At 64.4% G+C, this 24630-nt stretch carries 16 protein-coding genes; 8 read left to right on the top strand and 8 right to left on the bottom strand.

What is annotated here, in order from left to right; all coding sequences use genetic code 11:
• Window positions 1-196: 196 nt before the first annotated feature.
• Window positions 197-1804, bottom strand: coding sequence for a sensor histidine kinase (locus JAO73_RS17800; protein ID WP_198978487.1), 1608 nt, complete (start codon window positions 1802-1804; stop codon window positions 197-199).
• 144 nt (window positions 1805-1948) lie between these two features.
• Here JAO73_RS17800 and JAO73_RS17795 point away from each other — a divergent pair, with 144 nt between their 5' ends.
• A complete protein-coding gene (locus JAO73_RS17795; RefSeq protein WP_198978486.1) occupies window positions 1949-5533 on the top strand; it encodes a PAS domain S-box protein in 3585 nt (1194 codons plus the stop codon).
• Window positions 5534-5573: 40 nt separating this feature from the next.
• On the opposite strand, the gene JAO73_RS17790 is transcribed toward JAO73_RS17795, so the two are convergent.
• Complete coding sequence (locus JAO73_RS17790) at window positions 5574-6938, bottom strand: sigma-54-dependent transcriptional regulator (protein WP_198978485.1); 1365 nt, start codon at window positions 6936-6938, stop codon at window positions 5574-5576.
• Between the two features lie 83 nt (window positions 6939-7021).
• Between JAO73_RS17790 and JAO73_RS17785 the strand changes: the two genes are divergently transcribed.
• Both JAO73_RS17785 and JAO73_RS17780 read left to right on the top strand, forming a co-directional pair.
• A complete protein-coding gene (locus JAO73_RS17785) occupies window positions 7022-7318 on the top strand; it encodes a hypothetical protein (protein WP_198978484.1) in 297 nt (98 codons plus the stop codon).
• A 36-nt stretch (window positions 7319-7354) separates the two neighbouring features.
• Window positions 7355-7837: a hypothetical protein gene (locus JAO73_RS17780; protein ID WP_198978483.1), complete on the top strand. Its 483-nt coding sequence runs from the start codon at window positions 7355-7357 to the stop codon at window positions 7835-7837.
• 6 nt (window positions 7838-7843) lie between these two features.
• On the opposite strand, the gene JAO73_RS17775 is transcribed toward JAO73_RS17780, so the two are convergent.
• The 6 genes from JAO73_RS17775 to JAO73_RS17750 all read right to left on the bottom strand — a co-directional run bounded on the left by JAO73_RS17775 (window position 7844) and on the right by JAO73_RS17750 (window position 14966).
• The gene (locus JAO73_RS17775) at window positions 7844-8674 is read right to left on the bottom strand and encodes an ATP-binding cassette domain-containing protein (protein ID WP_198978482.1); all 831 of its coding nucleotides are present in this window, start codon (window positions 8672-8674) and stop codon (window positions 7844-7846) included.
• 157 nt (window positions 8675-8831) lie between these two features.
• Entirely contained in the window at window positions 8832-9608 is a 777-nt protein-coding gene (locus JAO73_RS17770; protein ID WP_198978481.1) for an ABC transporter permease, read from the bottom strand.
• 185 nt (window positions 9609-9793) lie between these two features.
• Window positions 9794-11572, bottom strand: a complete 1779-nt coding sequence (locus JAO73_RS17765; RefSeq protein WP_198978480.1) for an OmpA family protein — start codon at window positions 11570-11572, stop codon at window positions 9794-9796.
• Between the two features lie 298 nt (window positions 11573-11870).
• Window positions 11871-12866 carry a hypothetical protein gene (locus tag JAO73_RS17760; protein WP_198978479.1) on the bottom strand — a complete coding sequence of 332 codons (996 nt, stop codon included), beginning with the start codon at window positions 12864-12866 and terminating at the stop codon, window positions 11871-11873.
• Between the two features lie 4 nt (window positions 12867-12870).
• A complete protein-coding gene (locus JAO73_RS17755) occupies window positions 12871-13569 on the bottom strand; it encodes a hypothetical protein (protein ID WP_198978478.1) in 699 nt (232 codons plus the stop codon).
• Between the two features lie 218 nt (window positions 13570-13787).
• Complete coding sequence (locus JAO73_RS17750; RefSeq protein WP_190923924.1) at window positions 13788-14966, bottom strand: LacI family DNA-binding transcriptional regulator; 1179 nt, start codon at window positions 14964-14966, stop codon at window positions 13788-13790.
• Window positions 14967-15291: 325 nt separating this feature from the next.
• Here JAO73_RS17750 and uxuA point away from each other — a divergent pair, with 325 nt between their 5' ends.
• The 5 genes from uxuA to JAO73_RS17725 all read left to right on the top strand — a co-directional run bounded on the left by uxuA (window position 15292) and on the right by JAO73_RS17725 (window position 24612).
• Window positions 15292-16536: a mannonate dehydratase gene (gene uxuA / locus JAO73_RS17745; RefSeq protein ID WP_233169268.1), complete on the top strand. Its 1245-nt coding sequence runs from the start codon at window positions 15292-15294 to the stop codon at window positions 16534-16536.
• A gap of 29 nt (window positions 16537-16565) precedes the next feature.
• Window positions 16566-18683, top strand: coding sequence for an alpha-glucuronidase family glycosyl hydrolase (locus JAO73_RS17740; protein WP_198978477.1), 2118 nt, complete (start codon window positions 16566-16568; stop codon window positions 18681-18683).
• A gap of 24 nt (window positions 18684-18707) precedes the next feature.
• Window positions 18708-19538 (top strand): SDR family NAD(P)-dependent oxidoreductase, encoded by an 831-nt coding sequence (locus JAO73_RS17735; protein ID WP_198978476.1) that lies wholly within the window; start codon window positions 18708-18710, stop codon window positions 19536-19538.
• Window positions 19539-19609: 71 nt separating this feature from the next.
• Window positions 19610-22747 (top strand): SusC/RagA family TonB-linked outer membrane protein, encoded by a 3138-nt coding sequence (locus JAO73_RS17730; protein ID WP_198978475.1) that lies wholly within the window; start codon window positions 19610-19612, stop codon window positions 22745-22747.
• Between the two features lie 101 nt (window positions 22748-22848).
• A complete protein-coding gene (locus JAO73_RS17725; protein ID WP_198978474.1) occupies window positions 22849-24612 on the top strand; it encodes a RagB/SusD family nutrient uptake outer membrane protein in 1764 nt (587 codons plus the stop codon).
• Window positions 24613-24630 lie beyond the last annotated feature (18 nt).

Here is a 24630-nt window from a genome sequence, read left to right as displayed (position 1 = left end):
ATTTTGTACCCGCCGCCTACTTGCGGCTTACGCGAAGCACTTGGCCGCTTCCTAAAAATTGCCTAGCTTACCGGCCTCGTTGCGCCGCTTCCTATGGCCGTACCCGCATGACCGGGCGCGGGAGCCGCAGCGGACGCAAAAAAACAGGACGTTCTTGTACCACCGCACCGGCTTCTTAGACTTTTTTTGTGCGTCTTTAAGCCGCCACCGGCAAGGTGAATAAGAAGCGGCTGCCCTTATTCGGCTGGCTTTCAACCCATAAGGTGCCGCCCTGCGCAGTAATGAATTCGCGGGATATGCTCAGCCCCAGCCCGGAGCTGCTGCCCGTGGCCGTGCGCCCCGGCACCCCCGCAAACCGCTGAAAAATGCGCTTGTGGTACTCGACCGGAATGCCGGGGCCGCAGTCTTCCACGCTCACGCGCACCATTTCGCCCCAGGGCATCACCCGCACCACCAGCGGGGCCGCCGTGGGCGAATACCGGATGGCGTTTGAGAGCAGGTTGATGAGCACCCAGGTTGTTTTTTCCATGTCGCCCTGCACCTCGGGCAGGGCGTCGGCCACCTGCACGTCGAGCCGTAACTGCTTGTCGGTGAGCTGCGGGTGCACGGTTTGGGTGGCGTAGCCGATGACGTCGGCCAGGCGCATGCGCTGTACGTCGAGCTTGATGCCGGCCCCGGCGTCGAGCCGGGCCACGTCGATGAGCTGGCCCACCATGTTGAGCAGGCGCTGGGTTTCCTCGCCAATGCCGGTGGCCAGGCGCTGGCGCTCGGCGGCGTCGGTGCGCTCGTTTTGCAGCAGCATCAGGCTGAGCTTGATGCTGGCCAGGGGGGTCTTGAGCTCGTGCGAAATGGTGGCCAGAAAGCGCGATTTCACTTCGTCCAGCTTCTTAAAGTCCGACACGTTGCGCAGGCAGAAAATGTGGCCGCCGGGCACCTGTTTGCCGGTGGCGCCGTCGGTCATGCCGATGGGGCTGATGCTGAGCTGGTAGTGCGGCGAATCGCCCTTGTGCGGAAAGGTGAACACGGGGTCGGGTTCGGCGTCGCCGGCCAGGTTGTGGGCGGCCAGCGGGGCGAGCAGCTCGCGCAGCAGCTCGTTGGTTTCGGCCAGCCGGTCGGCCGATTGGCCTTCCAGCTCGGCCGCGCGCAGGCCCAGCAGGTCGCAGGCCACGGGGTTGGCCAGAATGATGGTGCGGTGCTCATCAAGCAGCAGCAGGCCTTCGTCGAGGCTGCGCACCAGGCTGTCCATGCGGTTGCGCTCGGCGAAGAGGGCGGCCAGCGTGGCGCGGCGCTCGTTCTGGGCCTGGCTGAGTACCCGGTTCACGGCGGTGGCCACGGAGCCCACCTCGTCGCGCCGGCCCACGCCCACGCGGGTGGCGGGGCCGGGGCCGGCCACGCGCTCCACGTCGGAGGTAAGGCGGCGCAGCGGGCGCACCACAATGCGCGGCAGCCGCACCATCATCACCACGCCCACGGCCGTGCCGGCCGCCAGAAACGCCAACACCGTGGAGCGGGCCAGGTTGAAATCGGCCTGCTCGATGCCGTGGGCGCCGTGCTCGAGGTAGCTGATGGTGAGAAAGGCGTAGCCGCCCAGCCCCAGCAGCAGCAGCAGGAGCACGAAGACGCTAAGGCGGATTTTGAGTTTGAGGGACATGAGCAAGCAGCTGGAATCAGAAAGCCCGCGCAAAAGCGCGGCGGCCAGCCCGGCCGCGAAGCTAGCGCCGGCGCGGGCCCGCACCAGCAATGGCTTCGCGCCGGCCACGGCCGCCGGGCAGGAAGAGTGCCCGCAAATGATAAATAGCACCACGGCTAAAAATATTACAGTTGGTTATCTCTGCTTGGGGTTTGACCTTTGTCGAACTGCCGGGCCTGCTCCGACGTGGGCGCTAGCTGGGAGTTGCCCGCGCCGCAGGCTGCCGGCACCACACGCGGCGTATTCCACGTTCTGGCCATGAAAACAACCCCTTCTGCCGTTGCTGCCGAGTGGGCCGCCCGCGTGGAGCAAGAACGCGCCGGCCGCGAGCAGGCCCAGGCCGCGCTGGTCGAAGCGCAGGCCCGCGTGGCCGCCCTGGAGCAGCAGCTCGCCGCCTCGGCAGAGCGCGCGCGCCGCGAGCACGCCCAGCACCAGGCCCTGGTGCAAAACCTGCGCCTGGGCCTGGTGCTGGTAGGCCCCGACGGCCAGATTCAGTTCGTGAGCCAGCACTTCTGGGAGCTGTTTGGCCTGCCACCCGTGTCCGGCCCCGCGGCGGGAGGGCCGCCCATTTCCTACCAAGCCGTGCACATCGACGAGGCGTTTGCCGACCCGGCGGCCTTTCGGGCGCGGGCCGTTGCGCTGCACCGCGCCGGCCGCACCGTGCTACAGGAGGAATTTGTGCTCGTCGACGGCCGGGTGGTGGAGCTGGACTACCTGGTGCTGGACACGGTGGGCGCCGGGCGCCTGATTTGCTACCGCGACGTGACCGAGCGCCACCGCCGCGACGAGGAAATCCGCACCCTGTCCTACATCCCGGCCCAGAACCCCAACCCCATCCTGCGCGTCACGCCTGCTGGCGAAGTTGTGTACGCCAACCCCGCCGCCGCTCCACTGTTGCGGGCCCTGCGGGCCGACGCCCCGCGCGCCGTGCCCGCGGAGCTGCTGGCTCTGGTGCAAGAGGCCCTGCGCACGGCCGAGCAGCGGCAGCAGGCCTTGGCCCTGGGCGGCCAGCATTACCTGTCCACGGCGGTGGCCGTGCCGGGGCAGCCTTTTGTGTCGCTCTACCTCACCGACGTGACCGAGCGCTACCTGGCCGAGCAGCAGCTCTTCGCGCAGCGGGCTTTTTACGAAGGCGTGCTGGAGCAGGTGCCCTCGGCCGTGGCCGTATTCGACGCGGAGCACCGCTATTTGTTTGTGAACCCCGCCGTGGAGCCTGACCCCGCCACGCGCGCCTGGATGCTGGGCCGTACCAGCGCCGAGGCCTGCGCCCACCGGCAGCGGCCGGCGGCCGTCAGCCTGCGCCGCGACGCGGCCTTTGCCACTGCCTTGCGCACCCAGCAGGAGCAAGCCTGGGAGGAAACCCGGCCCGGTCCCGACGGGCCGGTGCACCTGCTGCTGCGCTACCGGCCGGTGCGCCTCGCCGACGGCTCGGTCCGGGTCATCAGCTCCGGCGTCGACATCACGGCGCGCACGCGAGCCGAAGAAATGCTCTCGCGGCAGCAGGCCTTCTACGAGTCCATTCTGAACCTGCTGCCCGTCGACGTGGCCGTGTTCGACGCCGAGCATAGGTTCTTGTTTGTAAATCCGGCTTCGATTTCGGACCCCGCCGTGCGCCGGCAAGTCATCGGCCTCACCAACGACGAATACTTCGCCCTGCGCAAAACGCAGCAGCCCGCGGGCATCCGCCAGCAGCGGGAACAGTACTTTGACCTGGCCGTGCGCACCCGCACCGACGTGACCTGGGAAGAAATGCGCCTCGACAAAAAGCAGCGCCCGCAGCTCATGCTGCGCCACCTGCGGCCTGTGTTCGAGGCCGACGGCACCCTGCGCGTGGTGGTAGGAGCGGGCATCGACATTACGGCCCGCTACAACGCCGAAAAGCTGCAACAGGAAGTGCAGGTAATGCTGCGGGCCCAGGAAAACTTTGTGCGTCAGATTATTGATGCCCTGCCCAACGTCATCTACATGAGCGACCCCGACGGCAGTGTGTCTTTCGGCAACGAGGCTTTCCGGACCCTATCGGCCCAAACCAAACACCAGCAAGCGCTGGCCCGCAACCCCGTGGTGGCCGAAGAGGCGCGACAGCTCCAGGAGCTGACCACGCTGGTACGCACCACCCGCCGGCCCCAGTCCCGGGAGCTGCCCTGCACCCTCAACAGCGGGGAAACCCGCTTCTTTCAGGTGGAGAAACGGCCAATGCAGCGCCCCGACGGCCAGCTGGGCGTGCTTACCATCGGCACCGACGTCACGGCCGTCAACCAGGCCCGCCAAGAGCTGGAGCGCCGCCAGAAACAGTACCACGACCTGGTGTACTACTCGCAGGCCCTGATTTGCACCCACGACCTGCAGGGCCGCATTTTGTCGGTGAATCCGGCCATTGAACGCCTGATGGGCCGGCCCGCCGAGCAGTTGGTGGGCAGCAACCTGCGCGAGGCCGTGCCCCCCGGCTACCACGCCGAGCTGGCGGCCTACTTCGCCGGCGAAACGCTCCAGGAAGGGACCGACCGCGTGATTACCGTGCAAACCAAGGCCGGCGAGCGCCGCTACCTGCGCTACTACACCTACCGCGTGACCGAGGAGGGCTACCCGCCCTACGTGGTGGCCTCGGGCTACGACGTGACGCAGGAGGTTCTCGCGCAGCGCGCCCTGCAGCAGGCCAAGCGCGAAGCCGAGGAAAATGCCCAGGCCAAAGAAGCCTTCCTGGCCCGCATGAGCCACGAAATCAGGACGCCCCTCAACGGGGTGCTGGGCATGGCCGCCCTGTTGCAGAAAACGTCGCTCACCGACCCGCAGCGTGAGTACCTCACCACCATGCAGCACGCCGGCCGGCACCTGCTGGCCCTGCTGAACGATGTGCTCGACATGGCCAAAATCACCACGCGCAACCTGGAGCTCAACCACGCCCCCTTCGACCTGGCCGTGGCCCTGCAGGGCGCCGGGCAAACCGTGGCCGCCCTGGCGGCCGAAAAAGGCCTGCACCTCGAAATTGAGCTGCCGGCCCCCACCGGGCCCCGCGTGCTGGGCGACGCCTACCGCCTGCACCAGGTGCTGCTCAACCTGCTCTCGAACGCCATCAAGTTCACGGAGCGCGGCAGCGTGCAACTGGGCGCGGCCGTGCTGCACGAAACGGAACAAGAACTGCTGCTCAAGTTTTGGGTGCAGGACACGGGCATCGGCATCGCCCCCAACCAGCAGGCCCACATTTTTGAGGCCTTTGCCCAGGCCAGCGCCGAAACCAGCCTGCGCTTTGGCGGCACCGGGCTGGGCCTGGCCATCAGCCGGCAGCTGGTGGAGCAAATGGGCGGCCGCCTGCAGCTCTACAGCGAGCCCGGCCTGGGCACCACGTTTTCTTTCCAGGTGGTGCTGCCCCGCGTCGCCGAAGCCCCGGCCATTCAGCCGCCCACGCCCGCCGAGGTGTCGTACGAGGGCCTGCGCGGCCTGCGCGTGCTGCTGGCCGAAGACAACGCCGTGAGCCAGCGCATAGCCGTGGCCGTGCTGGAGCACTGGGGCGTGCAGGTGCAGGCCGTGGGCAACGGCCTCGACGCGCTGGCCCAGCTGCTGCAGCAGCCCTTCGATGCCGTGCTGCTCGACATCCGCATGCCGGGGTTGAGCGGGCTGCAGGTCACGACCGCCTTTCGTCGGCACCCCGACCCGGCCCGCGCCAACGTGCCCATCATCGCCCTCACCGCCAATGCCTTCGAAGCCGACCGCGCCGCCTACCTGGCCGCCGGCATGAACGCCTGCCTCACCAAGCCCTACGAGGAAGCCGCCCTCTGCCAGCTGCTGCTCGAATTGACGAAAGCACCCCCCGGGTTGACCGCGCCGGGCGCTCTGCCCGCTTGAAGCAAGCACCGCGAGAGCACCTACGACATCCGGCCTGCCGTCACCCGTCCAGCCCGTACTCCTGCAGCTTGCGGTAGAGCGTGGTGAGGCCGATGCCCAGGCGCTTGGCTACGTCGGGCTTGTTGCCGTCCAGCTCGCGCATCAGTTTCTCGATGTGGCGGGCTTCCAGCGCCCGCAGGCTGTCGTCGGCCGCGTCGGCGCCGGGGCGGGCGGCCTGGCCCAGGGCGTGAAACTCATCGGGCAGAAAATCGCCCGTCAAGGGTTCGCCGTTCGGGGCCAGAATGGCGGCGCGTTCGAGCACGTTTTTCAGCTCGCGCACATTGCCGGGCCAGGGGTAGCGCTGCAGCAGGGCCAGGCACTCGGGCTCCAGGCCGGGCAGGCGCTTGCTGAGGCGGGCGGCGAAGTAGTGCAGGAAGTGCTGGGCCAACGGGGGCACGTCGGCGGGCCGGTCTTTGAGGGCCGGAATGCGGATGGTGAACACCGAGAGGCGGTAGTAGAGGTCGGGGCGGAAGCGGCCTTCGTCGGCTTCGAGCTTGAGGTTGCGGTTGGTGGCGGCCACCAGGCGGAGGTTGACCTTGGTGGGCTTGGTGTCGCCGAGCTTGGTGAAGGTCTGGCTTTCGAGCACGCGCAGGAACTTGGCCTGCACGTTGAGCTCCAGCTCGCCGATTTCGTCCAGAAACAGGGTGCCGCCGTTGGCTTCTTCCAGCAGGCCTTTCTTGTCGGCCAGCGCGCCGGTGAAGGCGCCTTTCTTATAGCCAAACAGCTCGGATTCGAGCAAATCCTTCGGGAAGGCGCTGCAGTTGACGGCCACGAAGGCCTTGCCCCGCCGCCCGCTGGCCTGGTGAATGGCCTGGGCAAAGAGCTCCTTGCCGCTGCCGGTGGGCCCTTCGAGCAGCACGGTGCTGTCGGTGGGCGCCACTTGCCGGGCCAGTTGCTGCACCCGCTGCAGCTCGGCCGAGGCGCCTATCATGGACTCGAAGCGGTACTGCTCGCCCACGCGGCGCTCCAGCTCGGCCACGCGCTGGCGCAGGCGGGCTTTTTCGGCGGCGCGCTCCACCACCACCACCAGCTGCTGCTCAAAATCGCCCTTGGTGAGGTAGTCGAAGGCGCCGAGCTTCATGGCCTTCACGCCGTCGGGGATGGTGCCGAAGGCGGTAAGCAGCACCACTTCGGCGTCGGGGGCGGCGGCTTTGTAGCGGGGCAGCAGGTCCACGCCGTGGCCGTCGGGCAGCTTCACGTCGCTCAGCACCAGGAGCACGTCGGCGGCGTGTTGCTGAAGCAGCTCCAGGCCGCGGCGGGCGTCGGGGGCTTGCAGCACGGTGTAGCCTTCCAGCTCCAGCACCTGGGCCAGCAGCTGGCGCAAGCGCGCTTCGTCGTCGATGATGAGGAGGGTTCCGGTGGGCATTTGTTTCGTTAGAAGGTTGCGGCGACAAAGAACGGTCAGCTTCGGCAGCTACTTTTGAAGCGGTTTACCCAAACACTAATTAGATGAGCGAAGAAAGCAAACGCGTAGAATGCAGCACGCATGGCGACCGATACCCGGCCTACGTTTGCCAGCACCTGAACCTGAAAAAGCCCGTGGGTTTTTACGAGCCCTTCGCTTCTGACCCAAGTGTGGTTTATTCGGACGATGAACTCAACGCTTGGTGTGATGCCTGCGATGAAGTGCTGACGCGAGTTGGCGAATGGAACGAAGAATCGGAAAGCTTCGCGAGAATCAAACTCGTTTGTGACGTGTGTTTCTTCGATATGAAGCAATTAAATACTGGCAGTAGAAACGGATAAATCTGCTGTGCCTATCCATTCAATTACTGTATTTTTATGATGAAAAATCTGGCTGTTGTAGTGATTATTCTGCTTGTAGCTTTTTCTAAAGTGACTGCTCAGACTTCTGTGCCAAAAGAAACTGTCGCAACTACAAGTGTCAAATTGATAAAGACAGATTCAATGTTTGGAGAATGGACAAGATGCTCCTTTACATGGACAGAGCACAAACGTATTTCCAAATTTAAGTTTGTTGATACAGAACACAGAGTGACAGCTAATGAATGCCCAAGAATCACCTTTAATGCTGATTATACAGGTTATTTCAAATTTGCCGATGGAAGCTTGAAACAGTTTAAATGGCAATTAGAAACCAATAAGCTGGCAATTTTAAATAGCGGTTTCCAAAATAATGGCGATGGAGTTGTCAGTATTTTAAAAGATGGAATTTATAAAGTGACAGCGCATCCTGAAGAGTTACGCTATAACAAAATCGTATTGACGGATAGTCAAGGAGTAAGTCACACTTTAGGTAAATAGTCTCGCCTAACTCCCCCGAATCTCATTCTTGATGTGCTCGACGAACTGGGCGAATTCGGGTTCGGCTTCGACGTTTTCGTGCCAGGCGAGGCCCATTTCGGCCAGGTTGTATTGGTGCTGGGGGCTGATGGTGGCGCCCGGCACGAGGGCCCCGGCCGCGTCGTGCTCGTAGCCAAGCAGCCAGAGGCGGTCGGCCAGGGCGGTGGTGGCCACGATGTCGTGCGAGACGATGATGACGGTGTTCAGCTCGTCCATGGTGGTCACTTCCACTATTATTCGTTTCAACTCGTCAATCATGGCCACGTCGAGGCCGGAGAAGGGCTCATCGAGCAGGATGAGGTGGTCGGAGCAGAGCAGTTGCTGGGCGATGGCCGCCCGCTGGCGCTGCCCGCCCGAGAGCAGGGCCGGATATTTGCGCCGGTGCGGGGCCAGGCCGAAGCGTTCGAGGTAGGCGTCGACGTGCTGGCGTGCTTCCGTGGGGGCGTGCTTGCGCTGGGCGGCCACCAGCAGGTTGTCGTGCAGGGTGCGGTGGTCGAACAGCGGGTAGCGCTGCTGCACGAAGCCCACCATGCCGGGCGCCACGGGCTGCTGGGCGAGGCCCACTTCCACGGTGCCGGCGCTGGGGGCGATGAGGCCCGCCATGATGCGACAAAGGACCGACTTGCCGATGCCCGAGCGGCCGTAGAAGCCCACGACTTGGCCCTGGCGCATGTTGGGCCGGGTCACGTCGAGGATTTGGGCGTTGATGTCGCGCAGCACGGGCTCGCCGTGGAAGGACATAGAGATGTTTTCCAGGGTGAGGATGGGGTCGCGGTAGTTGAAGGGGAGAGCAGTCATGGTCGTTCTGGTGGGCGCCTCACCCCCCGGCCCCCTCTCCCAAAGGAGAGGGGGTGCCACGGCGGCGCGGGCGAGCTAATTCGGGTTGGAGGGATGACGAGAAGTCGGCAGGCACCCCCTCGCCTTTGGGAGAGGGGGCCGGGGGGTGAGGCGCCCGCTAGGCGGATGTTCCTAAAGAAGAATATGGAAAAAACACTTTCCGCAGCAGCACAAATACATAGTCCTGCGCCGCCCCGGTCGCCAAAATCACCAGCTGAATGGCCAGCACGCCATCCAAATGCAGGTAGCGGTTCTGCTTGTAAAGCAGCAGGCCGATGCCGCCTTCGGACTGGTAGAGCGTTTCCACCAGCGTAATCATGGTCCAGATGATGGCGAAGTTCTGGCGCACCACTTCGAGCATGTCGTCGAGTTTGCCCAGCACCACCACTTCGTAGAAGCTGCGCCACTCGCCCATGCCCAGGGTACGGGCGTGGTCCATTTCCTCCTGCGTGGTGGTCAGAATCACGCTCGTCATGCCCGTGACCAAGTACACCGTGGCGCCAAAAATGAGCACCGACAGCTTCACCTGGTGGCCGGAGCTCACCATCAGGGCCATGAAGAAGGTGAGGCCGGTGAGGGTGAGGTAGCGCATCTTGCTGGCCGCGTAGGCAATGGGCCGGAAGAAAGGCAGCGCCGTGAGGTAGGAAATGCCCAACGCCAGCACCGTGGCCACGGCCAGGGCTTCGAGGGCCGTGGTCATGCTGGCCCACAGCTCCTGAATGAGGCCCTGCGTGGTAATAAGGTCACCGAGCGCGCGGAAGACCTCTCCCAGGCTGGGGAACAGCTGCAGGGGGTAAAACAGCCATAGCAGCAGCAAAACGGCGGCCTGGCCGATGACCATCGTGGTGAACACGAGGCGGGCGGGCTGGGCGTTGGGGGCGAAAAGTGATTTCATGGGGAAGTAGGTTTTTGTCATTGCGAGCGCAACGAAGCAATCCGTCCTGTTCTCAGCGCTAAGCCTTCTAATGTGATGAAGCCTTTTTATTATACAGCTGGGGCTTGTCGCGAAAGAAAGTGTCTGGTTTTGACAGGACGGATTGCCGCGTTTCGCTGCGCTTCACTCGCAATGACAGGCGGGATTTAATTGCCCAGCACTACCTCCACGCGGCGGTTTTTGGCTTTACCGTCCGGCGTGGCGTTGCTGGCTACCGGCTCGGTGGCGCCGTGGGCGTACACCTGCACGCGGCCATCGGGGAAGGCGCTACGGCTTTTGGTTTCGAGCCAGTGCTGCACAGCCATGGCGCGGTCTTCGGAGAGCTGCTGGTTTTTGGCGGGGTCGCCGGTGTTGTCGGTGTGGCCGTGCACGGCCACTTTCAGGCGGCCGGCCACCACTAGGTCGTTGAAGAGCTGGTTGAGGTCGCGCTCGGCGGCGGGGGTGAAGGTGCTCTGGCCGCTGTTGAAGGCGATGTTCCAGGCCCGCTTGCTCACGCTCTGGCGGATTTCATCGTCGGCGGCAAACTGCTGGTTTTCGGCCGGGGCCACGGTTTTGCCTTTGTATTGGGCCTGCAGCTTTTTGAGGGGCGTCAGGTCCAGCATCTGGTCGAGGGGCACGTAGTTGGGCAGCTCCTTGGGGTACAGCTTCTTCTGCACGTCGCCGAAAGTTTTGTACACGGCGGCGTACACGTTGGTGCCGCCTTCGTCGAGGCCAAACAAGCTCAGGTTGTCGCTGAAGTTGAAGGCTTTGCTCCCGCCCAGTTCCACCACTTCGCCGTTGCGGTCGGCTTCGCTCACGCCCTTGTAGTACTTCAGCCAGTAGGCGCCGGGCTTGTCCTGGTCGCCGTACACGGTGGCCGAAATATCGGCGGCGCGGGTCAGGGCTTCGGGGTGGGCTTTCACCTGGTCGCCGGCCACGGCAAAGGCCGTCATCAAACCCAGCACTTCTTTCGGGTGGGCATCGTACCAGCGCTTGGTCGTCACCATGATGTTGGGCATCTGGTTGGAGTAGTCCTTCGTGCTCACAATGTTGACGAGGCCACCGCGCTGCTTGGCGATGTTCACGTCGCCGGGCGTCCAGGTGGCCACGGCGTCGGCCACCACGTCCACTTTCACGCCGGTGTTTTTGCCGTTCACCACTTTGGTGCGGGCCTCGGGCTTGCCGAGGATGTACTTCTCGGCGGCTACCAGGAAGTCGCTGGCGGCCATGAAGTTCACGGCTTCGGGGTCGTAGGTGGTTTCGTCGGGGTTCACTTTCAGGCCGTTGTCGGCGCACCATTTCAGGGCGATGTTCTGGTCGCCGTCGCGCAGGTAGCAGGCAATGGTTTTGCCCAGCGCGGTTTTGGGGTTATCCAGCCACTCCTTCGGGCCCATCAGCTTGTCTTCGCCAAAGGATTTGCCCACCGAATACGGGATGAGTTGCAGCTGCGTGCCGGTCTTCTGCAGCTCGGCTTGCACGGCCGAGAAGGCCGGCAGGCCGTCGCCCATGATGCTCACAATCAGGCCGGGCGTGGCGGGGTTGCTTTGCAGGTCCACGGCGTTTTTCACCAGGTCGGCCTGCATCTTGCTCACGTCGTCCTGGCGCACAATCTGCAGGTCGAGGCCGTTGGCGGCCAGGGCCGAGCCCATGGTGGTGCGCGGGCCGCCGTTGGCCAGCATGCCAGCCATCTGGCTGTTCCAGGCCATCACCTCCCACACCACGGGCGTGCCCTTGTCGGCGGGAGCGGTGCCGGGCAGCGGCGCCAGGGGCACCACCACGGTGGCGCGGTTGCCGCCGGTGACGGCCGGCAGCTCGATGGAGTTGAGAAGTACCGATTCGGTTTCGGCTTTCTTGAAGATGGCACCGCTGGCAATCAGCTTGTTGATGCCGAAGTAAAGAGCCGCCACAATGAGCAGGCCGATTACGATTTTACCACGTGTTGTCATTTGAGTAAAGGCAAAGGAGGGGTGAGGCGCCTGTTGAGGCGCGTTGATTTTGGGGTTGTTGTGGGGGCAGGCGTCTACCTCACCCCCTGACCCCCTCTCCAAAAGAGAGGGGGCACCGGCTATGCGCTGGCGTTAGGCTCCCCCTCTTTTTGGGAGAGGGGGCCGGGGGGGGAGGTGCCGGGCGAGCGAGATGCCTTGGCTGTGCTCGGCATGACGTTCGACCGAAGCGGCATGAGGCACCACCGTCACCGGCGCCGGCTGGCCCAGCAGGCCCACCAGGCCGCAGGCCAGCAAAAAGCTAATCAAGCAGGCTAGAATAGGCATCGTCGGAGGCTTTTTTGGTGGCGGCGAAGGATTGTTGAGCTTGCGGTTTTTCGTTGAGCACGGCGTTGAAATCGCCGTTCTGGTACTTGGTGAGTAGGGCCTGTCCCTTCTCGCTCATCACGCCGTTCTGGATGTCCATCTCTTTCACGAACTCCTGCGAGTAGCGCATGGCCTGCTTGATTTGGCCAAGCTGCTGGGCCATGTCCTGGGCCACGCGGTCGGTGGCCAGGTCGAAGAAGTACTTCTTGTCCGGGTCGCCGCGCAGGATGTTCATGGCGGCGCGCATGCCGGAGCTGGTGCGTTTCACTAGCTCGTATTCGTCTTTCAGCAGGTTGACCTTGAACTTGCTGCCGTCAATCTGGCGCAAGGCGGCTTTCAGAATCTGGCGCATTACCACGCTCACGTTGGCGGTGGTGGTGGCCATGGGCTGCAGGCGCTTATTGTAGTCTTCGAGCTGGGCAGCGCGGCTGGCGTAGCTCTCGGCCATGTCCTTTTCGTTTTGGCGGGTGGCGGAGCTGGCCAGGGCCAGGTACTCTTTCATCTGGGCGGTGTTGGCGGCCAGCTTGCGCTTCACCAGCTCGTGCGCGCCTTCGATGTTGGTCACTTCGGCGTCCATCTTGCGGGCTTCCTGCTCGGTGTTCTTGATGTAGTCCTGCATGATGCCGATGGGGTCGGTGTTCACGAAAATCCCGGCCACGGAGCGCAGCACCCGCTGCCCGGCGTACCACAGCCCGGCCTGAATGCGCTTGTTCGTGACCAGCAAAAACAGCACGAACAGTGCCCCCAGCCCGATGCCCAGCTTCACGCTGTTGAACACCATGTCGACCAGGAAGGGCAGAATCACGCCCCAGTAGTACACGGCCGCGCCGGCCAGGCCCAGCAGCACCACGCGGCCGGCTATTTTCTCCGGCTTCTGCCACTTGGGCAGGCCGGTGTCGGTATCAGAAGTAGTTGTGAGCAACGTGTTCATGGGGTTAGGCGTTTGAAGAAGGGGTGGAAGGAGAGGGATTAAGGAAGTTTTGGGCGGCCTGGCGGTGGGCCTGCAGCTCGGCCGCGGCGGCGGCGTTGGCCAGCTCGTAGGAGGCCAGCGCGGCCTGCGTTTTCTGCTTTTCGGCCTGGGCCTGCTGCTGGATTTCGCGCAACTGTTGGCTTTTCTGCGTCAGCTGCTCCGTGAGGGAGGCCACCTCCGCTTGCAGCTGCGTTTCGCGCTGGTGCAGCAGGGCCAAGGGGCCGGGCGGGGCTTTGGTGTCCGGGCTTTCGCCCATCTTCTCGCGGTGGCGCTGCAGCACCCGGGCCCGGTCCTCGGCCAGCTTGTGGGCCAGCTGCTCGGCCGAGGCCAGCAGCGCCGCCTGGTTGGTGCCGGTGAGGGCGGCGAAGGCGTTGAAAGCCGTTTGGTAGAGCAGCGGGCCGGTGAGGCCGCTGCCGGCCATGCTGTTCACCATCTTGGTGTAGGCCCCGAAGTCCTTGCCGTCGCCGGCCAGCAGGCTGGCAATGTGGTCGAGGTGGCGCTGCTCGGCCTGGGTGACGGCGGGCGCCGGATTGGCGGCCGGCGGCCCAGCCTGGGCGGGTTGCGCCGCGGCAAGCGGGGCCGGAGCGGGCGCTTGGCGGGCCGCGCCATCGTCTTCGATGAAGAAATCCTTCGCGGCTTTGGTGAGGTTATCAAGAATGGCCATGGTGGCGTGCGTTTGGTGACTCGCACCTACTGCCAATACCAGTGCCGACTCGCCGGGCTTTTTTGAGAAAAGTGCTCTTATTGTTGATTGATAGAAAGTTAAATAAAAATGCCCTGCCGCGCACGAAGCGCAGCAGGGCTATATTTTTTCAAAATGGAAAGCCTATTTTTTCAATTCAACAATGCAAAAGGCGCCGCACAGCTTGGGGCGCCACCTGCCTAGATGCTCAGCCGGAACAAGTCGCCTTCGCCTTTCAGCGACGACTGCCGAATAATCAAATCGCCGGCAATGACGAAGGTGCGGGGCTGAAAATTCTCTTTCTGCTGCACCTGCTCCAGAAACAGGCGGGCCGCCTGCTGGCCGATGCGGTAGGGGTGGAGGTCGACGGTGGTGAGGCCGGGCTCAATCATGGCGGCCATGAACTCGTCGCCGTAGCCTACCACGGCCATTTGCTGGGGCACGCGCACGCCGCGTTTCTTCAAGGCCACCAGCAGGTCGAAGGCGTTGGTGTAGTTGATGGCGAAAATGGCGTCGGGCGGCTCGGGCAAGGCCAGCCAGGCGTCGAGGGTGGCCTCGGCTTCCTCGGTGCGGAAGTCGATGTGCACCTCGTACTCCGGCCGCAGCGGCAGCTGGTAGCGCCGGAGGGCATGCTGGTAGCCGGCCAGGCGGTTGCGGCTGATGAGCAGCGACTCGGGCCCGGCCAGGATGGCAATGCGGCGGGCGCCCTGCTGAATGAGGTGCTCGGTCACGTTGTAGGCGCCGTTCCAGTCGTCGAGGATGACCTTGGCGCTGTCCACTTCGTTGCTCACGCGGTCGAAGTGCACCACCGGAATGCCGCGGCAGGCCGCGGGCTTCACGTGGTCGAAGTTCTCGGTTTCGCGCGAGTGGCAGATGAGCAGGCCGTCGACCTGGCTGGCCACCAGCGCCTGCACGTTGCTGACTTCGGTGCGGTACGACTCCTTCGACTGGCAAATCATCACGCGGTAGCCGGCCTCGGTGGCCACCGCCTGAATGCCGCTCACGGCCGTGGCAAAAAACGGCCGTTCCAGGTCTGGGATGAGCACGCCTAAGGTGTGGGTTTCACGGCTTTTGAGGCTCTGGGCCAACAGGTTGGGCTGGTAGTCGAGCTGCCGGGCCGCGTCGAGAATGGCTTGCCGCGTGACGGGGCTGATGTCGGTGTGCCCGTTCAGGGCCCGCGACACCGTCGACGAAGCCACGCCCACGGCCTTGGCCACGTCGCCGATGGTGGTTTGGGTGCGGCGGCGGTCCGGGCTGGGGCCGGTTTTCTCCTCCGTGAAGTGGTAGTCGCAGGTTTTACAGAGGTAGCGCTGCTTTCCTCGCACAAATCCGGCCTTCAACACCGTATCAGAAAGCTTGCATTTGATGCAGGTAGCCATTGAGAATTGTATTTAGTGGAGAAAAACGGCTTTGGATGCGTGAGGGAGACGCGCCGCTGTGAGTACTCACTCAAATATAACGCACAAAAAAAATTTTCGGCGAAAGAAATGCAAAGTTATCTATCGGCATCGTTTCCGGAAACGATGCCGATAGTTTTGTTGCCAATGCACGAAAATTTGGCCGATTTTGGCAGAATCAATTTGAGGTTTCTCGTTCTACATTCGGGGGTAAGTCAGCCAAACGACCTATCTGCCGCATTTACGGTAATCGCGGAGGTAGATTAGTCTGGGTATAACACAAATTGTATTTTACCTAACAGTTGCCATGCTGCACACCATGCGCTGGTTCGGTCCGCACGACCCCGTTTCGCTCTTCGACATCCGGCAGGCCGGGTGCGCCGGCGTGGTGACGGCGCTGCACCAGCTGCCGGTGGGCGCCGTGTGGCCGGTGAGCGAAATCCGGGCGCGCCAGCAGCTCATCGAGGCCGACAACGCCACCCACGCGCCCCTGCACTGGGCCGTGGTGGAAAGCCTGCCGGTGCACGAAGACATCAAGAAGGGCCGCCCCTCGCGCGAGCTGTATATAGACCACTACAAGGCCTCGTTGCGCAACCTGGCCGCCTGCGGCATTCGCACGGTGTGCTACAACTTCATGCCCGTGCTGGACTGGTCGCGCACCAACCTCCGCTACGAAATGCCCGATGGCTCGCGGGCCCTGCGCTTTGTGTGGCAGGACTTCGCCCTGTTCGACCTCTGCATTCTGAAGCGGCCCGGCGCCGCGGCCGACTACGAGCCCGCCGTGGCCGAAGCCGCCCGCCAGCAGTTTGCGGCCATGAGCGCCGCCGAAGTGGCCGCCCTCACCAATACCGTGCTGCTGGGCCTGCCCGGCTCTGAAGAGGCGTTTGAGCTAACCAGCTTCCAACGCCTGCTCGACGAGTACGCGGCCATCGATGCGGCTGCGCTGCGCGAAAACCTGCACTACTTCATTCAGCAGGTAGCGCCGGTGGCTCAGGAGCTGGGCATGGGCCTCTGCATTCACCCCGACGACCCGCCCTATCCGCTGCTGGGCCTGCCCCGCGTGGTGAGCACCGCCGACGACCTCGCCCTGCTGTTTGGGGCCTGCGACGTGCCGGCCAACGGCCTCACGTTCTGCACGGGCTCCTTGGGCGTGCGGGCCGACAACGACCTGCCGGCCATTGCCCGGCGCTTTGCCGCGCGCATCCACTTCATCCACCTGCGGGCCACCAAGCGCGAAGAAAACCCGCGCAACTTCCACGAGGCCGACCACCTGACCGGCGACGTGGACATGTACGCCGTGGTGCGCGAACTGGTGCTGGAAGAACAGCGCCGCGCCGCCAGCGGCGAAGGCGTCGGCGCCATTCCCATGCGCCCCGACCACGGCCACCAGATGCTCGACGACCTCAAGAAGAAAACCTACCCCGGCTACTCGGCCATTGGCCGCCTGCGGGGGCTGGCCGAGCTGCGGGGCCTGGAATACGGCATCCGACGCGGCCTGGCGGCCGAGTCGCCGCCCCGGGCGCGGCACGCCGAAGCCCCGCAACTCGCCTAAGTCCTCACCCTCCCTCCCCAATCCCACCCATGTTGCTCCGGTCGCTTTTGTTGTTGCTAGCCGTGGTTGCCGCCGCGCCCCAGTGCGTGGCCGACGACGGCTACCGGCTGTGGCTGAAGTACGACCGGGTGGCCGATGCCGCGCGGCTGGCGCAGTACCGCGCCGCGGCCCAGTTTGTGGCCGCCGGTGGGGGAGACGCGGTGCTGACAACCGCCGCGGCCGAGCTGCAGCGCGGCCTACAGGGCCTGCTGGGTCAGGCCGTGCCGCGGCTGGCGGCGCCGGCCAGCACTAAGCGCGGCATCCTGCTTGCGATTGACCCATCTGCAAACGTTCCCGGTAGCCCGACCAGCCGCGACGGCTACCAGATTTCGACGCAGGGCAAGAACCTGGTAGTGAAGGGCAGGAGCGGGGCCGGTGTGCTCTATGGGGTGTTTGCCTTGCTGCGGCAGTTGCAAACGGGGCAGTCCGTGGCCAACCTGTCGCTGACCAGCAGCCCCCGCATTCAGTACCGCCTGCTCAACCATTGGGACAACCCCAACGGCACCGTGGAGCGGGGCTACGCGGGCAGCAGCATCTGGAAGTGGAACGAGCTGCCCCAGCGCCTCGACCCGCGCTACACCGACTACGCCCGCGCCAACGCCTCCATCGGCATCAACGGCGTGGCCATTAACAACGTGAACGCCAGCGCGCGCTACCTCACGGCCGAATACCTCGACAAGGTGAAGGCGCTGGCGGGCGTGATGCGGCCCTACGGCATCCGGGTGTACTTGTCGGTGTTTTGGGCCGCGCCCAAAGTCATTGGCGGCCTGAAAACGGCCGACCCGCTCGACCCCCAGGTGCAGCAGTGGTGGAAGGCCAAAACCGATGAGATTTACCAGGCCATTCCGGACTTTGGCGGCTTTCTGGTGAAGGCTAACTCGGAGGGGGAGCCCGGCCCGCAGGACTACGGCCGCAACCACGCCGACGGCGCCAACATGCTGGCCACGGCCCTGGGCACCCACGACGGCATTGTGATGTGGCGCGCTTTCGTGTACAAAGCCGGCAGCGACGACCGGTTCAAGCAGGCCTACGAGGAGTTCAAGCCGCTCGATGGGAAGTTCTCGCCCAAGGTGCTGGTGCAGGTGAAAAACGGGCCCATCGACTTTCAGGCCCGCGAGCCCTTCCACCCGCTGTTTGGGGCCATGCCGCGCACCCCGCTGGTACTGGAAGTGCAGATTACGCAGGAATACCTGGGCATGGCCACGCACCTGGTGTACCTGGCGCCCATGTTCAAAGAGTGCCTCGACGCTGATACCCAGACCAAGGGCCCCGGCTCGACGGTGGCCCGGGTGGTCGACGGCAGCCTCGACCAACACCGCCTCAGCGGCATTGCCGGCGTGGCCAACATCGGCACCGACCGCAACTGGACCGGCCACCCCATGGGCCAGGCCAACTGGTACGCCTTCGGCCGCCTGGCCTGGGACTATACCTTGCCCTCGGCCGCCATTGCCAAAGAATGGACTCAGATGACCCTGACCCGCGAGCCCAAGGCCGTGGCCACCATTGTGGAACTGATGGACCGGTCGCGCGACGTGTACGTGCGCTACACCACGCCGCTGGGCCTGCACCACATCATGGGCCAGAACATTCACTACGGCCCCGAGCCCTGGCTGGCCCAGGCCGGCCGCGCCGACTGGACGGCCGTGTACTACCACAAGGCCGACTCGCTGGGCCTGGGCTTCAACCGCACGGCCACCGGCTCGAACGCCCTGGCCCTGTACTCGGCCGGCGTGCAGCAGCAGTGGGGTACCCCAGCTACCTGCCCGCTCAACTACCTGCTCTGGTTTCACCACGTGGGCTGGAAACAGCCGCTGCGCACCGGCCGCACGCTCTGGAACGAGCTGGTGACGCGCTACTACACCGGCGCCGACTCGGTGACCTGGATGCAGCAGCGCTGGGCCAGCGTGCAGCCCGCCGTGGACCCCGCCCTGCACGCCGACGTGGCCGCCCGTCTCGCCATTCAGCGGCGGGAGGCCCTGTGGTGGCGCGACGCCTGCGTGCTCTACTTCCAGACCTTCTCCAAGCAACCCATTCCGGCCCCCTTTTCAACTCCCACGCGCACGCTGGCCGATGTCAAGACCCTGGTGGACCTCTACCAGCTCAAGTAATTCTTCCCCGCTAATGCCCTCGACATGAACAAGCTGTCGCACTCCCCCGGTCATTCCACTTCTTCCAACGGCGTCGTCACGGCCGCGCAGCAGCGCCACGCCGACGTGTTTTCGCTCGACGGCAAGCTGGCGCTGATTACCGGCGGCGGCACCGGCATCGGGCTCGAAATAGCCCGCTGCATGGCCGAAGCGGGCGCCACGGTGGTCATCACCGGCCGGCGCGAAGCGGTGCTGCAGGACGCCGTGGCCGACCTCGGCGACTCGGTGGAGTACCTCGTCAACGACATCACCGACCTGGGTTCCATCGACGGGATGGTGGCGCACGTGGAAGCCACCTACGGACCCCTCGACATCTTGGTGAACAACGCCGGTATCAATCTCAAAAAGCCGGCCCTGGAAGTCACGGACGAGGAATTCAGCCGCATCCTGCACACCAACCTGCACTCGGTGTTTGCCCTCACGCGGGCCTGTGCCGCCCGCATGGTGGCCCGCCGCAAGGGCGTCATCCTCATGATTTCGTCGATGGCGGCCTACTACGGCATCGACCGCGTGGTGGCCTACGCGGCCTCCAAGTCGGCGGTGGAGGGCATGGTGAAGGTGCTGGCCTCGGAGTTTTCGGGCCGTAACGTGCGCGTGAACGCCATTGCGCCGGGCTTCATCGAAACCGAGATGAGCCGCACGGCCATGAACTCCGACCCCGACCGCCGCGACCGCGCCATGCGCCGCACGCCCATGGGCAGCTTCGGCAAGCCCGAGGACATCGGGCACGCGGCCGTGTTCCTGGCGTCTGACGCCGCCCGCTACATCACCGGCGCCTCGCTGCCCGTCGACGGCGGCAACTCCATCGGCTTTTAGGCGGCGCCAGGGCCCGCCTCCCGCTTTTCACTTAACGCAACCACTTACCCACCAAAAACCCACTCAAATCCATGCAACTACTTTTATCAAACGCTGCGCCGCGCCCAGTCCGGCGCTGGGCGCAACTCTTCGGAGCCGCGGCGCTGCTGCTGGGCGGCATGATGCCGGCCGAGGCCTGGGCCCAGGCCGGCCGCACGGTGACGGGCACGGTCACGTCGGACAACGGCGAGCCGCTGCCGGGCGTGACGGTTATTGTGAAAGGCACTACCGTGGGTGCCACCACCAACGCGGCCGGCGAATACACGCTGACCGTGCCCGAAGGGGGCAACACGCTGGTCATTAGCTCCATTGGCTACGAGAAGAAGGAGGTGCCGGTGGGTGCTTCCGGGGCCGTGAATGCCCGCTTGGCCACCGAGGCCCAGGCCCTGAACGAGGTGCAGGTGGTGGGCTACGGCGTGCAGAAGAAAAGCCAGGTGACGGGCGCCATCTCGTCGGTTGACGAGCAGGCCCTGCGCGACGTGCCCGTGGCCAACGTGGGCCAGGCCCTGCAGGGCCGCGCGGCCGGCGTCAACATTTCGAGCAACGGCACGGCGCCGGGCCAGGCGCCCACCATCCGCATCCGGGGCAACCGTTCGCTTTCGGGCAGCAACGACCCCCTGCTGGTGGTGGACGGCGTGCCCTACGACGGCAGCCTGAACGACTTGAACCCCGACGACCTGACCGGCGTGGAAGTGCTGAAAGACGCCTCCTCGACGGCCATTTACGGCGCCCGCGGCGCCAACGGCGTGATTTTGATTACGACCAAGCGCGGCAAGAACGGCGCCGCCAAAGCCACCTACAGCGGCTACTACGGCCAGAAGCGGATTTACGACCGGTTTGACCTGCAAAACGGCGAGCAGTACTACAACTACCGCCTGGAGGCGTTCCGGGCGCAAACCCCCACCTTCAACCCAGCCACCGCAACCACGTTCCTGACCAACGACGAGCGGGCCAACTACGCCGCCGGCAAAACCACCGACTACCAGAGCCTGCTGTTCCAGAACGGCCACATCCAGAACCACACGCTGGGCCTGACCGGGGGCACCGAGCAAACGCAGTACTCGGCCTCGCTGGGCTACTACGACGAAACCGGCATTGTGCCGGTGCAGCGCTTCCGGCGCTACTCGGTGCGTGGCACGCTCGACCAGAAAATCGGGGGCCGCGTGAGGGTGGGGGTGAATAGCCTGAACACCTTCACCGACGAAAATGACCCGAACGTGAACGTGCTGTACCAGATTCTGACAACCAGCCCCCTGGCGTCGACCACCGGCCCCGACGGCCAACTTGTGCTGTACCCCAACGGCGACCAACTTTCCAACCCCCTGACGCTGTACGCGCCGAACGCCCACCTGGACCGTCGCCGTCGCTTGCGCAGCTTCAACAGCCTCTACGGCCAGGTGAACATCGCAAAAGGCCTGGACTACCGCCTCAACGTGGGCCTTGACGGCCGCACGCAGGCCGACGACAGCTTCTACGCCTCGGTAACGCCGAACAACAACGCCGGCCTCAACACGGCCAGCAGTTCGTCGAGCATTGCCTACAACCTGCTGGCCGAGAACATCCTGACATACAACCGCACCTTCGCCGACAAGCACGACTTAAACGTGACGGCGCTCTACAGCCGTCAGACGTATCATGCCGATGGCTTTGGCGGTTCGGTGCAGGGCACCCTGGCCGACTACCAGCTCAACACCAACCTGGGCGCCGGCACCCCCAACTCGGTGCGCAACACCACCCAGCCCATCGATTGGGCTCTGGAGTCGTACATGGCCCGCATCAACTATTCGTTCGATAACCGCTACTCGGTGACGCTGACCGCGCGCAACGACGGGTCGTCGCGCCTGGCGCCCGGCAACAAGTACAAGTGGTTCCCCTCAGCCGCCGTGGCCTGGAACATTGCCAACGAGTCGTTCCTGAAAGGCCAGGACTGGCTGAGCGTGCTGAAGCTGCGCGCCAGCTTGGGCCGCGTGGGCAGCACCGCCATCAACCCCTACCAGACGCAGGGCTCGCTGGGCGCCGGCCTGGGCAACGGCTACTACAACTGGGGCGCCACCGGGGCCGTGGGCGTGGTGCCCAACAACATTCCGAACCCGGCTCTGGGCTGGGAATACACCACCACCACCAACGTGGGCCTGGATTTCGGCTTCTTTAATAACCGCCTGACGGGTAGCGTGGAAGTGTACCAGCAGCGCACCAGCGACCTGCTGCTGCCCGATGCCCTGCCCCAGGCCAGCGGCTACGGCTCGTTCATCCGCAACGCCGGCCAGACCCAGAACCGCGGCATCGAGATTTCGCTGACCACGGCCAACGTGCGCTCGGCCAATGTCAACGACTTTGAGTGGAGCACCGACTGGAACTTCACCGTGAACCGCGAGAAGCTGCTCGACCTGAACCTCTACGACGCCAACGGCAACCCCCGCGATGACATTGGCAACCAGCGCTTCATTGGCCAGCCGCTGTATGTGTTCTACGACTTCAAGAAAGTGGGCATCTGGCAAACCTCTGAGGCCGACGAGGCGCGGAAATACGGCACCAAGCCGGGCCAGATTAAGGTAGAGGACGTGAACAGTGACGGCAAGATTGACGCCGCCGACCGCCAGGTGATTGGCTCGCGCCAGCCCCGGTTTGAGGCCGGCCTCACCAACCGCTTCCGCTTCAAGGGCTTCGACCTGAACATTGTGGCCCTCACCCGCGTGGGCGCCACGGTGGTCGACCCGTATTCCTTCGGCCCCAGCTACTACGCCACCAACACCGGCCGCCGCAACCAGCTGAACTTCGACTACTGGACGCCCACCAACCCCACCAACGAATACCCCCAGCCCGACCAGACGGCCCGCGCCAACGAGTGGCCCACCTACGGCTCGACCCTGGGCTACCACAGCGGCACGTTCATCAAAATCCGCAGCATCGACCTGGGCTACACCATTCCGGCCGCCTGGGCCAAGTCGGCCTTCCTGAGCTCGGCCCGCATCTACCTGCAGGTGCAGAACCCCTACATCTGGGCGGCCGACAAGTTCTACCAGCGCAACAAGGCCATCGACCCCGATGCCCTCTCGTACTCGACGCGCTTCAGCAACACGGGCACGGCGTCGGCCAACCTCGATTTCCAGGGCGGCAGCAACTACCCCGTTACGCGCGCCTTCATCGCGGGTGTTAACCTGGGCTTCTAGGAGCAAGCTCCTTATCGGTTGACCGGGCGGCAAGCTCGAGGGCAGTGCCCCCAACCGATGAACAAGCGCCCCTTCCCATTCCCTTCAAATCAGCAATCAACATGAAAAAGATAGTTCTAACGCTGGGTGCCGCGCTGTTTCTGGCAACCACCGGCTGCCAGAAAGACATTCTGGAAGAAAACCCGCAATCGGTGCTCACCCCCAGCTTCCTCAAAACCGCCCAAGGCGTAGAGGCCGGCGTGACGGGCGTGTACTCGGGCCTGCGCCAGCTCTATGGCAACGACTCGGGCTTCTTCACCACCGAGGCCGGCACCGACCTGTTCACCAACGGCATTGCCAACAGCAGCGGCCTGAGCGACTACGGCCCCAACGACCTGACCCCGCTCAACGACGGCTCGCATTCGTTTATCTGGACGGTGTGCTACACCCAGATTAACAACGCCAACGGGGTGCTGCAGTACGGCCCGCAGGCCCAGGGCATTGCCCCGGCCCGCCAAACCCAACTCCTGGCCGAAGCCAAGCTGCTGCGTGCCAACTATTACTTCCGGCTGGTGCAGGACTTCGGCGACGTGCCGCTCATGCTCACCTTCGTCGATTCGCCCACCAAGGACATTGTGCGCGCGCCCATGGCCAGCGTGTATGAGCAGATTATCAAGGACCTGACCGAGTCCCTGGCGGCCATTGCCGACAAGCCCGCCCAGCCCGGCCGCGTGACGCGTGCCACGGCCCTGCACCTGCTGGCCAAAGTGTACCTGACCCGCGCCACCGCCATTCCGGCCGGGGCCACCGCCGACTACACGCTGGCCGCGCAGTACGCCAAAGAACTCATCGACAACCAGACCCGCTACGGCCTGGGCCTGGAAGCCACCCCTGGCGCCGTGTTTGCCAACGGCAACGAAAACGGCAAAGAGGTGATTATGAACGCCCAGTTCAACGGCGATGCCACGTTCTCGCGCATCGATGGCTTTACCTTCGGCGGCGAAAACGTGGGCGCCTTCCAGTTCCGCAGCCGCTACGACCTACTGCCCAACATGGCCCGCGACATTGCCAACGGCCGTCCGTTTGCCCGCCACTCGCCCACGTACTTCCTGCTGGATTCCTACATTCTGCGCGATGCCAGCGGCGCCCCGCTGGAAGCCGACGCAGCGCTCCGCACCACCGACACGCGCTACAACAGCTGGTTCACCTCGGTGTACCGGGTAAACAACCCCGGCGGCAACGGCGGCACGACCCGGGCCGTGGTGGGCGACACCTCCATTTGGTACTCGGGTCGGCAGTTGTCGGCCGCGCGCCTGGCGCAGATTGCCAACCGCACGCCCGCTCCTTACCGGGTGTTCCAGCCCAACCAGATTACCACCGAGTTCTTCCCCACGCTCAACAAATACGACTCGCCCACCCGCACCTCGGTGAACGGCTTTTCCATTCGGCCCAACATCGTCTACCGCTTGGCCGAAACCTATCTGATTGCGGCCGAGGCGTATTTCTACCTAGGCAACTCCGCCCAGGCCCGCGACTACATCAACGTAGTACGCCGCCGCGCCGCCGCGCCCGGCCGGACCACGCAAATGGAAATCACGTCGGCTCAAGTCACCATCGACTTCATCCTCGACGAGCGGGCCCGCGAGCTGGCGGGCGAAATGCACCGCTGGCACGACCTGAAGCGTACCCGGACGGCCACCGGCGCCAGCGAGCTGCTGACGCGCGTGCGGAACACCAACTACGCCCCCGCGCTGCGGAGCCAGGGCGGCGGAGTGTACGGCTCCAACGCGGCCATCAACATCAAGGATTTCCACGTGCTGCGGCCCATTCCGCAGACGGAGATTGACCGCACCAGCGGCAAAATCACCCAGAACCCCGGCTACTAACAGCCTGCGATTTTGCCA

The organism is Hymenobacter miniatus, from assembly GCF_016427455.1.
Lineage (GTDB): Bacteria > Bacteroidota > Bacteroidia > Cytophagales > Hymenobacteraceae > Hymenobacter > Hymenobacter armeniacus.
The sequence above is the reverse complement of the archived record's forward strand: the minus strand, read 5'-3'. Positions and strand labels throughout refer to the sequence as shown.